This is a genomic window from Phreatobacter sp. (assembly GCF_030691135.1).
GTDB lineage: Bacteria > Pseudomonadota > Alphaproteobacteria > Rhizobiales > Phreatobacteraceae > Phreatobacter.
On record NZ_JAUYFA010000052.1, the window covers coordinates 88725 to 101723 of the forward strand.

Consider the following 12999-nt stretch of genomic DNA (forward strand, 5'->3'; position numbering starts at 1 on the left):
CGTCCGTCGATGAAAGTCCCGTCGTGAAGATCGCACTCGTGAGCGACTGGTTCGTGCCGCGCCTCGGCGGCATCGAGCTGCAGATGCGCGATCTCGCCTTGGCGCTGCGCGACCGGGGCCACACGGTCCGCGTCATCTGCGGCGTTGCCGGCGACAGCGAGGTCGACGGCATTCCGGTCGAGCGGCTGCCCGGACCGCGCCTGCCGGGATTCGGCATCGCCTTCACACCCGCCGTCTTCGCCTCGCTGAGGGCCGCCATCGATGCCGGCGGCGACGAGGTCGTCCATGTCCATTGCGGCAATGTCGCGCCGCTCGCCCACCATGCGGTCCAGCACTGCATCCGCCATCGCATCCCCGCGGTCGCGACCTTCCACTCCGTCCTGAAATATTACGACCTGCCGCTGATGGCACTCGACGCGCTTCACGGCTATGCGCGCTCCACCGTCCGCTTCACCGCCGTTTCCACCGTGGCCGGCGCCGCGCTGCGCCCGCTGCTGCGCGACACGCCTGTCACCGCCATCCCCAACGGGATCGACCTCGCCTGGTGGCGCCGGCCGGAGGATCTCGCTCCGCGTCCGCCCGGGCCGGTCGAATTCATCTCGGTGACGCGGCTGCAGAAACGCAAGCGGGCCCGCTGGCTGGTCAAGGCCTTTGCCGCGGCGGTGGCGCACCTGCCGCGCGAGGCCGCGCGCCTGACCATCGTCGGCGACGGTGACGAGAGGGCCGCAATCGCCGCCATCATCCGGCGCGCCGGCATGGAGGACCGCATCCTGCTGGTCGGGCGCGAGACCAGGGAGGCGATCCGCGACCGGCTCCACCGCTCCGACGTCTTCGTCCTGGCGTCGCGGCTCGAGGCCTTCGGCATCGCCGCCCTCGAGGCCCGCGCCGCCGGCCTGCCCGTCGTCACCATGGCGCAGTCAGGTGCCCGCGACTTCCTCCACGACGGCGGGGACGCTGTTCTCGCCGCGGATGACGGTGCGCTGACCGATGCGATCCGGCGCATCATCGGGGCTCCGGCGCTGCGCGCCCGGATTATCGCGGCGGCAGAGGTGCCGCCGGCCGGCGTCGACTGGCGCGATGTCGCGCCGCGCTACGAGGCGGAATACGAGGCGGCGCGGGCGCAGGTCGCCTGAGTCAGGGCTGGTCGAGGCGGCGGGCGCCGCTCTCGTCCTGCGGCAGGGCCCAGCCGAGATAGCCGAGGCTGACCAGCGAGGCGACGAAGAGCACGCCGTGATGGATCAGCGCCGCGGCGGTCGCCAGCGGCAGCGGCACGCCGAGATACTGGTAGCAGAGGATGACGGTGGCCTCGAACACGCCGAGATGGCCAGGCGAGACCGGCGCCATGGTCGCGAGGTCGAGCGCCGCGACGACGAGCACCGCTGCGGCGACCGACGGCTCGATGCCCACCGCGACCTGAACGGTCATCACCATCAGCACTTCGGCGCCCGTCTTGGCGAAGGTCAGGGCCACCACCGCCGCCGCCAGGAGCGGACTGCGCATGGGTTCGAGATGGTCGACGAAATCGGCGACATGGCCGATGAGCCGCGCCGGGCGCGGGCCGAGGCCGATACCGAGGCGCCTCAGTCGGTTACCGCCATGGGCGGCGACGAGCAGCGCCATCGTGAAAAGCGCCATGATCCCCGACAGAACGAGGAGGCCCGACCGGATCCAGTCCGGTACCGGCACCAGCAGCGCCGCCAGCGCCAGCGTAGCCACCTTGCCGATGCCTGTCACCAACTGGTCCACGGTGTAGAGCGAGGCGGCGGCGGAGGCCGGCAGGCGGCCGCGCACAATCAGGAATCCGACAGAGGCGACGACGCCCGTCATCGGCAACGATGTATTGGCCGCCCCGCTCAGCGCCGTCACCTGGGCCATGCGGGAAAAGCTCGGCCGGTGCGCCTTCGGCGCCAGCAATTGCCATTGCAGGATCCAGAACGGCCATCCCGACAGCGAGACGAAGACGGCGAGAAGCGCCCAGTGCCACTTCGCCCCGGCGAGGGCCGTGATGACGTCGGCCCAGGGCAGCGCATAGGCGGCAATGCCCGCGAAGAGGACCAGAACGCACCAGCCGAGGATCCACCACAGGCGCCGCGAGGGCGTCGCCGCGCCGTCCGTGGTGGTCGGAGCGGTCATGCGGCGTTGCCTTTCGCCTGCACACCGAGCTCGCGCATCGTCATGAAGGTGGCGCCGCGGCCCTTGAAGTAGCCGATGACGGAAGCGAGCGCGTCGAGCGCCGGCTGTCCGGTGCGGAAGCGGCAGTCGTAGCGCAGGTTGGATGCGCGGAAGTCGACGAATTCCCAGGGATGTACGAAGAGCACCACCGGATCCGGCAGCCGGCCGAGGAAGTATTCCCGCAGGACCCTGGGGATGCGCAGCGCGCTGGAGGTGATCGAGGCGGGAATGCGCACCAGACCCGGGGCGTTCTCCTCGCCGGGGACGTCCTTCTTGTAGCGCGCCTGCGAGGAATCGAGATCGAAACCTTCGTCCTGGAGCAGGTCGAGATAGTGACCCGGAAAACGCAGATAGGGCGCGCGAAACGACGTGATCTCGGCGAAGTCGCGCAGCCGGCGGGTCGAGTCCTGGATCTCCCAGCGGGCGCTGTCCTTCGACATCCAGTCGAACCGCTGGTGCGTGACGCCGTGGCAGGCGAGTTCATGCCCGCCGTCGACCACCGCCTTCACCGCGGCAGGGTGCAGCCGCGCTGTCTCGCCGGTGGTGAACCAGGTGACCGGCACCGCCTCGCGGGCGAACAGGTCGAGGAGGCGCGGCGCGCCTTCCGTCACGCCCCGCCACGTCCACAGGAACGGCGGGCAGTCGGGCTCCATGTCGACGGTGAGCGCGACGCGCAGGGGCGGAGGGGCAGCGGTCATGGTCGCGCTCTTAGAGCATTTTGCCGGCGAGGGGGAGGGGTCCCCGGCGTCCGGGTGACGGTGCCCGCTACCACCACTCCTTAAACGTGGCGATGGCGGCGAGGTCGTTGGCGCCGGAGCTGTTCGGCCCGAAGGTGAGGGCGGCGAGATCGGAGGCTTCCGTCTCGATCGGCAGGCCGCGGCCGGGAATGACCACCCGCGGCACGCCCCGCTTCGCCAGGTGGCCGGCGAACCAGACGTCGTCGACGAAGCGCAGGCCGGGCTCATGGCCTGAAAAATCATGCACCGACGCGTCGAAGGCGCCGGGCGGGATCAGGTAGCCCCATGTGCCCAGCAGGATGTCGACCGGCTCCGGTGCGGCGAGGGCGGTGGCGAAGATATGCGGGAACCGCTTGGGATGGGCGCCCGGCACGATGCGCCAGCCGCGCCATCCGATCGCCGTCCCCGGCAGCCGGCGATGCCAGGCGAGCAGCTGTTCGATGAAATCGGCGGGATAGATGACGTCGTCGTCGACGACGATGATCGCGGCATCGGGTTCGGCGAGGAGCGCCGGCAGCAGCTTGGTGGCCGGTCCCTCGTCCACCGTGTCGAGCACATCGATCCCGGGCACGGGTGGGTCGAGCCGCGGATAGGGCAGGCCCGACCGCCGCGACACGTCCGGCCGGGCGAGGACGATGCGGTCGGCCGCCACCGTTTGGTCGAGCAGGCTGCGGAATACCGGCGCCAGCCGGTCCATGCGCTCGGGAACGGTCGTCAGCGTGACCACGATCCGCTCCGGACGGGCTGGCGCGGCCGGCCGGGCCGGCGCCGCCGCGTGCATCAATTTGCGTGCGCGGGCATGATCCTGATAGAGCCTAGCCGGCGTCATGCGCCGGAAGCGCATCAGCGCATTGCGGATCATCATGGCCGGGAGGCCGGGGCGGTCCGGAAAGTGTGGCGCATCTCGACCTCGGCTCTCTCATGGGATGAGGACGGGCTCAATAGCACCGCACGCGGCAAACGGGGAGCCGGGTTGATGTCGGAAAGCTGGGTCTCGCGGCTTCTCGCGAGCCTTGAACGGGGGGCCTCGCTGCAGGACATCGCCCGCAGTGCGTCCTTTGCCGGAGCCTTGGCGAAACTGGCGGCGCTGCTGGCGCGGACCGGCGTCACGCCGAACGCGCTCACGCTCCTGTCGCTGGTGCCGGCGCTCGTGTCGGGCGTCTTCGCGGCCTATGGCGCCTTCGGCTGGGCGACGCTGTTCCTGCTGCTGTCCGGTGTCGTCGACATGCTCGACGGGCCGCTCGCCCGTTCCACCGGGACGGTCAGCCGTTTCGGCGCCCTGCTCGATTCGACCATCGATCGCATCACCGATGCCGCTCCGCTTCTCGGCCTCACCGTCTTCTTCGCGCCATCCGGCTGGATGGTCGTCATTCCCGCCTTCACACTCCTGACCGCCTATACGGTCTCCTATGTCCGCGCCCGCTGCGAGGGACTGAAGGTGCAGCTTCCGCCGCTGTGGATGCGTCGTGGCGACCGCATGGTGCTGATCGCGCTGTCGCTGCTCGTCGGCCTGTGGTCGCCGGCCGTCACGCTGGTCTGCATCGGCCTCGTCGGTGTCCTCAGCCTTCTCGCCTCGGCCGACGCGCTGCGCGTGGCACGCCGTGTCATCGACGCCCGGCTGCCGGAAGCGCGTTCCGTGACGGACGCACCGGCGAGCCGCGACAACACCGTCTGAGAACCCCGCCATGATCGACAAAGCCTGGACCCACCTGACGGGCCTGTGGGGCCGCTGGTGGCTCGCCCCGCTCGCGCCCGCGCTCTATGCCCTCGCGATGATCCCGGCGGGGCAACTGCGCCCCGAGCATATCCTCATCGGAGGGCTCGTTCTCAGCCTCGGTCTGTTCAACCGGACGACCCAGCGCATCACCGCCGCGCTCTATCCAGCTGTGCTGGTGGCGATCGCCTCCGATGCGATCCGTTTCGTGGTGCCGATCTTCGTCACGCCCGAGCGGGTCCATGCCTGCGACCTCCGGGCCCTCGAACTCAGGCTCTTCGCGGTTGCGCCTGACAAGACCCCGGGCGACTGGCTGCAGCAGCATACGGCCCCCTTCTGGGACGTTTTCTTCGCCATTCCCTACGCCGCCTTCCTCTATGTCGTGCCGGTCTATGCGCTCTACCTCTTCGTCAAGGACCGGGAGCGCATGGGGCTCTTCCTCTGGGCCTTCGCCATCGCCCATGTCATCGGCTTCGCCATGTGGCTCATCGTTCCTGCGGCGCCGCCCTGGTACGTCCGGCTGAACGGCTGCGCGGTCGACGTCAGGGCCGCCGCCAATGCGGCGGGCCTGCTGCGTGTCGACGAGCTGTTCGGCATGAGCTATTTCCAGCAGTTCTATGCCCGCGCCGCCAATGCCTTCGGTGCCGTGCCGTCCATGCATGTCGCCTTCCCGCTGATCGCGCTCTTTGCCGCGATGGGGCGCGCGACCTGGCGCACCTGGCCGCTCCACATCTTCTATGCGACGGCCATGTTCATCGGCAGCGTCTATCTCGACCACCACTGGATCGTCGACGGGATCGCCGGCGCCTTCGTCGCCTTCGCCGCGGTGCTCATCGCGGCGCGCCTTCTCGGCCTGCCCTGGCCCTGGCCGCCGCGGGCGCCGGCGGAGAACGCCCCGCCTCCGCGAGGGCCTTGAAACACCAACGGCCCGGGATTGACCCGGGCCGTCGTCGTCACCGCACCGCGCGAGCGGGCGTCCTATTCCAGGCAGTCGAGCGGCACCACCGACTGGTCGGCGTTCTGCAGGATGTCGCTCGTCGGCAGCGTCGCGCCCGCCTCTGCCTCCGTCGCCGTGACGTTGTTGGCGGCGAGGAAGCTGCGCACCAGATCCAGCTTGATGCCGAAATTGATGTTCTGGGCGGTTCGCTCGCCCGAGATCTTGTCGATCTGCGAGACGACCACGCCGACGACGAGGCCGGAGGCATCCAGCACCGGGCCGCCGGAATTGCCCGGCTGGGTCGGCGCCGTGTACTGGAACCGGCTCTGGTCGCCGAGCGCGCCGCGCAGGCCCGACACGATGCCCTCGGTGACATTGACGCCGCCGAGCTGCGAGCGGGCGGGATAGCCGACCAGCACGACCTTCTCGCCGCCGCGGACATTGACGCCGGCGCCGTTGCGCAGCCGCAGCGGGGCGGAGGTGGTGTTCGCCTGCACCAGCACGGCGAGGTCGGCGCCCTCGTCGGCGCCGATCAGGCGCAGCGGCACGCGCTGCCCGCCGGGCCGGGCGATCGCCACCGTGGCGCAACCGTCGATGACGTGATGGTTTGTCAGGACGTGGCCGGTATCGTTGATGTAGAAGCCGGTTCCGGTGGAAGCGACCTGGCCAGGGCGGCCGGCGCGGCCGATCGGCATCTCCGGTGCGGCGCACAGGTCCTGGTCGCGCTTCTCCACCGACTGGCCGCCTTCATAGACCACCTTGAGGTCCCAGCGGCAGCCGGCCTCGGTCGGCAACCGGAGCTCGAGCCGGAAGCGGCGCGGCATCAGTTCCGACCCGAGGCGATCATCGCCCCAATGCGTGTCCGAGACGGGGGTCAGATAGACCTCCCGGACATCGCCCCGGCCGTTGTTGGTGAAGACGATCCGCCGGCCGTTGTCCGGGCCGCCGCCGTCGATGCGGAAGGCATTGGCGCCGCCGAAGGCGATCTCCTGGCGCTGGCAGAGGTTCTGCCGCATCCGCCGCTCCTCGCGGCCGCCCTGGTAGACGATCCGCAGGTCGTAATTGCACTGGTCGTCACGTTCCACCCGCGCCGAGAAGCGGGCGCCCGGCTGGATGCGCACCTCCGGGTTCAGCATGTCGTCGCCCCAGGAGGACACCTTGGACGAGGAGATGAACAGCGATTCGATCGGCCGGTCGCCCTCGTTGACGACGACGATCTGCGAGATGGCGGGCTGCGCCGCACGCTCCGTCGGACGCTGCTTGCGGTCGCCGCGGCCGGCGACGACGGCCGGGCCGTTGACGACGAATTCGGTGGTCTCGCACAGGTTGACCGCGTTGCGGACCTCCTCGCGATCATTGTCGAAGCGCACCCTCACGTCATATTCGCAGCCCCGGCGGGGCATGCTGACCTGGAACGAGCCGCGCGCCGCGATCGTGTCGCTGCCGAGGCGGTCCTCGCCCCAGGCACTGGTGCCGCGCGGGCGGATATAGAGATACTGGATCGGAACCGCGCCGCGGTTCTGGACGACGAAAGACAGCGGCTCACCGGTGGTTGGCGCCGTCCGCTCACGATCCCCGCCCTGGCCGCGGCGGGCCTGCCCAGCCGGGGCGTCGGCCTCGGCCGCGAAGACGACCTCGCGAGAGGTGCACAGGTTGCGCCCCGCGACCCGGCGCTCGCCGGCGCCGTCGAAGGTTGCGACGACGTCATAGGTGCAGCCGGCCGAGCGGCGCAGCCGCCCGGTGAAGGTCTGGCCGTTCTCGATCACCGCGGCACCGAGCACGTCCTCGCTCTCCTCGCCGTTCGGCGCCACGAGCTTGAGCACCTGGAGGGTGTTGCCCGAGCGATTGCGTACGACATAGAGCGCCACCGGACCCTGGCGCTGCAGGTCGGTATTGGAGGTCTGGGTGCGACCGTTGAGGGCGACCTCCGGACGGTTGCACAGGTCGAGCCCGAATCGCGTCTCCTCGCGGCCGCCCTCGTAGACCGCACGCAGGTCGTGGCGGCACTGGCCGGCCTCGACAGTGAAGGAATGGCTCCGGTTGCGCGCGACCGTGTCGCTGCCGAGCCGGTCATCGCCCCACGATACCTCGCCCACCGGTGTCACATAGAGATATTGCAGCGTCGCATTGGCGCGGTTCTGGACCGTCACCTCGGTGGCTTCGGCGGCCTGCGACCGCCGCCGCTGCGCTTCCGCATCGGTGGCCGGCAGGAACATCAGGCAGGCGGCGGCGAGCGCCAGCGGCGCCGGGTGGCGGATGAACAGCGACATCGAAGGCATTCCCTTGTCTCGCGGCCCGCCCCGGGGACAGGCCATGGGCAGCCTATAGCGAGGGGCGGTTTCCGCAAGACTTCGCGCGGGCGGGGCTTTGTCGTGGCAGCCTGCCCGCGCAGCAATACCGCTGAAACGTTTCGCCGCCGTCAGCCCATGAGATGACGGGCCACCGCCATATAGGCGGGCAGCGACACGGGGTCGTTGGCGACGTTCCCGGCGACGGGATGCGAGGCGTAGCGGGCGATCACCATCTCCGCCTTCGGGTCGATATAGAGCGCCTGCCCGAACACGCCGCGCGCCATATAGGCCCCGTGGGCGTTGTGGCTTACCCACCACTGGCTCCTGTAGGACCAGCCGGGCAGGGTGGCATAGCCGGCCGGCGCGAATTTGTCGGGATCGCCGCCGCGGGCGATGGCGTCGGCGACGCCTTCCGGGAAGATCTGCCGGCCGTTGAAGGCGCCACGGTTGCGCATCACCTCGCCGAACCGGGCGAGATCGCGCGTCGTCGTGTTGAGGCCGCCGCCGCCGCTTTCGATGCCGAGCCGGTCGACGTGGTAGTAGGCATCCTCCTCCGCGCCCATCGGCTGCCAGATGCGGGTCGACAGCAATTCGCTCAGCGACTGGCCGCTGGCCCGCCGCAGGATCCAGGCGAGGACGTCGGTGTTGACCGTCTTGTAGGCGAAGACCCGGCCATGCTCGCCCTGCTTGCCGATGGTGGTGAGATAGTCGAGCAGCGGGAGCTGCGGCGTGCCGGGCAGCGGCGGCGCCATGCCGTTGGCGCGGCGGAGCGCGAAGATGTCCGAACTGGGATCGGTATAGATCTCCGAATAGGCGAGCCCGGTGGTCATATCCATGACCTCGCCCACCGTCGCGTCGCCGAAACCGCCGGCGGCGAGTTCGGGCACGTAGTGGGTGACCGGCGCCGCCGGATCAATCAGCCCGTCGGCGACGAGGATGCCGGCGAGCGTTCCTGTGAACGACTTCGTCACCGACATGCCGATATGCGGGATGTGCGGCTTGAGGGCGCCGAAATAGCGCTCGTAGACGAGCTTGCCTCGGTGCAGGACGACGATGCCGTCGGCATAGGTCTCGGCCAGGGCCGCGGCGAAGCTGATGGTCCGCCCGTCCATGGTGGTGACCGCCACGGGGCCGAGGTCGGTCTCGGCGCGGGGCAGGGGGGAGGCTGAGCCTTCGCCGCGCCAGACATTCACCGTCGGCACGATCTGGCGCACATGGCTCCACGACCAGCGTGACTGCGGGAAGGCGCGGAAGGAGCCGTCGGCATAGGTGATGGCCTTGTCGGCCGGGGGTGGGAAACCCGTCATCCAGCCGATCGCGACCGGGTCGCTCGCGGCGGCATCGAGCGTTTCTGTCCGGGCGTCGGTCATGGAAGGGCTCCTGCGGGAAAGGTGGCGATGCGATGGGGTCGCCTGTCGGCGAACGGTGGACCGGGCCTCATTCCGTCCCGGCCTGCGATACGTTCGTGCCAAAACATATTGAAGCCGGAGAAGATTGCTGTTCATTCTGCGGTGCGGGCGAAATGAAAGTCACCGACCATAACGGCGGTGGGCGACAAATCCAGCCCGCGCAATGGAGAGGTGCCCGGCACCGCTGTGGCTTGCCGATGCAAAAACAGGCATGCCACAATGCTGGGCAGATTGTATGCGAGGGTTGTTTAGATGCCGATCCTGCCCAGGGCGGATGTCGTTTTGCGTGGCGGCCGTGTTTTCGTGGCCTATGGCGAGCCGGTCGTCGAGGCCATCGCGCTGTGGTCGGGCAAGGTCCTGGCGGTGGGCTCCTCCGCCGACATGGAGCCCCTGATCGGCCCGGCGACCAGGGTCGTCGAGCTGCGCGGCCGTCTCGCCACCCCGGGCCTGTTCGAGGCGCACGCCCACCTCCTGCCGATGGGCCTTTCCATGGCCGAGGTCGACGCGCGGCCTCAGAAGGCCGACACCCTCGACGCGCTGCTCGGCCTCATCCGCGCGGCGGCAGCGACCAAGAAACCCGGCGAGTGGATCCTCGCCCGCGGCTATGACGATTCCAAGCTCGACATCCGTCGCCACCCGCATCGGACCGAGCTCGACCAGGCGGCGCCGGACCATCCGGTCTATCTGGTGCGCACCTGCGGCCATCTCGCCGTCGCCAACACCCTGGCGCTGAAGATCGCCGGGGTCACCACGGCGAGCCCTGTCCCCGCCGGCGGCGCCATCGAGCAGACCAACGGTTCGCTCACCGGCCTGATGGCCGAGAACGGCCGCCAGCCGGTGCAGGCCGTGCTGCCGGCCTATACCGACGATGACCATGTCGCCGCCATCGAGCGCGGCGCGAAATACATGAACACATTCGGCATCACCTCGACCATGGATGCCGCCGTCGGCATGCGCTCCGGCTACCGGGAGATCGTCTCCTACCGCAATGCCGTGCGGACCGGCCGCCAGCCGATCCGCGTCACCCAGTGCCTGCTCGATAGTCCCGGCGGCATTCTCGATCGCTGCTACGAGGAAGGGCTCGTCACCGGCTCGGGCGACGACATGCTTCGCATCGGCCCGGTGAAGATCTTCACCGACGGCTCCGCCGGCGGCAAGACGGCGGCCATGACCGCGCCCTATGCCGGCGACGAGGAGACCCACGGCATCTATTGCCTCACCGACAAGGAGATGGAGGAGGCGACCCTGGCGGTCCATGCCAAGGGCTACCAGCTCGCCGTCCACGCCATCGGCGACGGCGCCATCGAGCAGACCCTCGTCGCCATGGAGAAGGCGCTGGCGAAATATCCCGACGCCGACCGCCGCCACCGCATCGAACATTGCGGCTTCAACACCATGGACCAGATGAAGCGCATGCGGGCCGCCGGCATCGAGCCGGTGCCGCAGCCGGTCTTCATCTACGATTTCGGCGAGCTCTATCGGCAGGTCATGCCGGACGCCCGCCCGGAGACCAGCTATCCCATGAAGACCTGGATCGACATGGGCTTCCAGCCGGCCGCTTCGACCGACGCGCCGGTCTGCGATGCCAATGTCTGGCCGAACCTTTTCACCATGCTGACGCGCAAGACGCACAAGGGCTCGGTGATCGGTGCCGGCGAGGCGATCTCCATCGAGCGCGCCATCCAGGCCTACACCGCCTTCGGCGCCTACGTGAACAAGTGCGAAGACCATCGCGGCACGCTGAAGCCCGGCATGGTCGCCGATGTCGCAGTCTTCTCGCGCGACTTGCTCACCGCCTCGCCAGAGGTGATCCTGTCGGATACGCGCTGCGACCTCACCATTCTCGGCGGCGCCTGCGTCCATGACGCGACCGGCGAGTGGAAGGGCTGACCAGCATGGGCGTTCACCTTCTGCACCGTGCCGCGCTGTCCATCCCGGTCCTGTTCGGCGTCCTGCTGCTCGGCTTCATGCTGCTGCAACTCGTGCCCGGCGACGTCGCCCAGGTCATCGCCGGCCCGCAGGCCACGCCGGAGGTCATCGAGCAGATCCGCAAGGATCTCGGCCTCGACCGGTCACGCGTGATCCAGTTCTTCATCTATATCAGCCGGGTGGCGCAGGGCGATCTCGGCTACTCGATGATCAACAACACGCCCGTGATCCAGGAACTCGGCGAGGCCATCGGCCCGACCTTCGAGCTGATGCTGGGCTCGCTCATCTTCTCCGTTCCGATCGGCATCGCCCTTGGCACGATCGCCGCCGTCAACCGCGGCCGCGCCCTCGACCGCATCATCATCGCCATCGCGGTCTTCGGCGTCTCGATGCCGGTCTTCTTCATCGGCCTGATGCTGATCATGTATGTCGGCTATCATTGGGAACTGCTGCCCTTCCTCGGGCGTGCCGGTCCGCTCTGGACGCTCGACGGCCTCGCCCATGCGGCGCTCCCCTCGCTGACCCTCGGCCTCATCTTCATCGGCCCCGTGGCGCGCATGACGCGCACCGCCGCCCTCGAGGTGATGAATGCCGACTATGTCCGCACCGCCAGGGCCAAGGGCCTCGCCGAACACACGGTGATCATCCGCCATGTGCTGCGCAACGCGCTGATCCCGGTCGTCACCCTCATCGGCCTGCAGGCCGGCTATCTCCTCGGCGGCGCCGTCGTCACCGAGACCATCTTCTCCTGGCCGGGCGTCGGCCGTCTCGCCGTCGGCGCCATCCTGGCGCGCGACCTGCCTCTCGCCCAGGGCTCCATCCTGATCCTCGCGGTCTCCTTCATCGTGATCAATCTCTTCGTCGACGTTCTCTACGGCTTCCTCGATCCCCGGGTGGGCAAGCGATGACCGCCGTGACCGCAAACGAGCCCGTCGTGGCCCCCCGCCGCTACGGCAACCTGCGCCGCCTGTTCCGCGACAAGCTGGCGATCACCGCGGCCGTGCTCCTCGTCCTCCTCATCCTCGCCGCCCTGCTGGCGCCCTGGCTCGCCCCCAACGATCCCTATCTGACCAACACGCGGTTGCGCATGCTCCCGCCGGTCTGGGAGACGCGCGGGCGCTGGGAGTTCCTGATGGGAACTGACGGGCTCGGGCGCTGCATGCTCTCGCGCCTGCTCTACGGGCTGCGCGCCACCTTGATGATGGGCGTCGTCGCGACCGCGATCGGTGGATCGATCGGCCTGCTCCTCGGCCTCTTCGCCGCCTTCTACCGGCGGCTCGACGGCCTGATCATGCACCTGTCGGACATCCTCCTGTCGTTCCCGGCGATCCTTCTCGGCCTGTCCTTCGCGGCCGTCGTCGGCCCCGGCATGACGGCGGTCGTCATCTCGCTCGCGGTGGCCACGATCCCCACGGTGGTGCGCGTCACCCGCGCCTCGGCGCTGGTGGTCATGGGCCAGGACTTCATCGAGGCCGGGCGGTCGATCGGCCTCGACGACCGCACGCTGCTGGTCCGCTATCTCGCGCTCAACTGCATCTCGTCGGTCTTCGTCTACATGACGCTGCGCTTCGGCCAGGTGATCCTGCTGGGATCGGCCCTGTCCTTCCTCGGCCTCGGCGCCCAGCCGCCGGTCGCCGAACTCGGCACCATGGCCTCGGCCGGGCGCAACGAGCTCTTCCTCGCCCCGCATATCGCGGTGATGCCGAGCCTCGTCATCGTCTTGCTGGTGCTCTGCGCCAACCTTCTCGGCGACGCGCTGCGCGACATGCTCGACCCGCGGCTCAGACACACCTGAGCCGTCGACAGCCAA

Annotated in this window: 11 protein-coding genes; 6 read left to right on the forward strand and 5 right to left on the reverse strand. The window is 69.2% G+C overall.

What is annotated here, in order from left to right; translation table 11 throughout:
• The first annotated feature begins 23 nt into the window (after nt 1-23).
• Nucleotides 24-1133 (forward strand): glycosyltransferase family 4 protein, encoded by a 1110-nt coding sequence (locus tag Q8O26_RS08915; protein ID WP_305575150.1) that lies wholly within the window; start codon nt 24-26, stop codon nt 1131-1133.
• A 1-nt stretch (nt 1134) separates the two neighbouring features.
• Here Q8O26_RS08915 and Q8O26_RS08920 read toward each other — a convergent pair whose 3' ends face one another.
• The 3 genes from Q8O26_RS08920 to Q8O26_RS08930 all read right to left on the reverse strand — a co-directional run bounded on the left by Q8O26_RS08920 (nt 1135) and on the right by Q8O26_RS08930 (nt 3774).
• Nucleotides 1135-2133: a lysylphosphatidylglycerol synthase transmembrane domain-containing protein gene (locus tag Q8O26_RS08920; protein WP_305575151.1), complete on the reverse strand. Its 999-nt coding sequence runs from the start codon at nt 2131-2133 to the stop codon at nt 1135-1137.
• Nucleotides 2130-2870 carry a polysaccharide deacetylase family protein gene (locus Q8O26_RS08925; protein WP_305575152.1) on the reverse strand — a complete coding sequence of 247 codons (741 nt, stop codon included), beginning with the start codon at nt 2868-2870 and terminating at the stop codon, nt 2130-2132. The genes Q8O26_RS08920 and Q8O26_RS08925 overlap by 4 nt, the downstream gene beginning before the upstream one ends.
• Nucleotides 2871-2937: 67 nt before the next feature.
• Entirely contained in the window at nt 2938-3774 is an 837-nt protein-coding gene (locus Q8O26_RS08930) for a hypothetical protein (RefSeq protein ID WP_305575153.1), read from the reverse strand.
• 111 nt (nt 3775-3885) lie between these two features.
• Between Q8O26_RS08930 and Q8O26_RS08935 the strand changes: the two genes are divergently transcribed.
• Both Q8O26_RS08935 and Q8O26_RS08940 read left to right on the forward strand, forming a co-directional pair.
• Nucleotides 3886-4584, forward strand: coding sequence for a CDP-alcohol phosphatidyltransferase family protein (locus Q8O26_RS08935; protein ID WP_305575154.1), 699 nt, complete (start codon nt 3886-3888; stop codon nt 4582-4584).
• A gap of 10 nt (nt 4585-4594) precedes the next feature.
• Complete coding sequence (locus Q8O26_RS08940; protein WP_305575155.1) at nt 4595-5539, forward strand: phosphatase PAP2 family protein; 945 nt, start codon at nt 4595-4597, stop codon at nt 5537-5539.
• 62 nt (nt 5540-5601) lie between these two features.
• Here Q8O26_RS08940 and Q8O26_RS08945 read toward each other — a convergent pair whose 3' ends face one another.
• Both Q8O26_RS08945 and Q8O26_RS08950 read right to left on the reverse strand, forming a co-directional pair.
• Nucleotides 5602-7830 carry a serine protease gene (locus Q8O26_RS08945; protein WP_305575156.1) on the reverse strand — a complete coding sequence of 743 codons (2229 nt, stop codon included), beginning with the start codon at nt 7828-7830 and terminating at the stop codon, nt 5602-5604.
• Between the two features lie 149 nt (nt 7831-7979).
• The gene (locus Q8O26_RS08950) at nt 7980-9221 is read right to left on the reverse strand and encodes a serine hydrolase (RefSeq protein ID WP_305575157.1); all 1242 of its coding nucleotides are present in this window, start codon (nt 9219-9221) and stop codon (nt 7980-7982) included.
• Nucleotides 9222-9512: 291 nt separating this feature from the next.
• Between Q8O26_RS08950 and Q8O26_RS08955 the strand changes: the two genes are divergently transcribed.
• From Q8O26_RS08955 to Q8O26_RS08965, 3 genes are read left to right on the forward strand one after another with little or no spacing between them, the layout of a single operon-like run.
• Nucleotides 9513-11150, forward strand: a complete 1638-nt coding sequence (locus tag Q8O26_RS08955; protein ID WP_305575158.1) for an amidohydrolase — start codon at nt 9513-9515, stop codon at nt 11148-11150.
• 5 nt (nt 11151-11155) lie between these two features.
• Nucleotides 11156-12097, forward strand: coding sequence for an ABC transporter permease (locus Q8O26_RS08960; protein ID WP_305575159.1), 942 nt, complete (start codon nt 11156-11158; stop codon nt 12095-12097).
• A complete protein-coding gene (locus Q8O26_RS08965) occupies nt 12094-12984 on the forward strand; it encodes an ABC transporter permease (RefSeq protein ID WP_305575160.1) in 891 nt (296 codons plus the stop codon). Before Q8O26_RS08960 ends, Q8O26_RS08965 begins: the two co-directional genes overlap by 4 nt.
• Nucleotides 12985-12999: the final 15 nt, after the last annotated feature.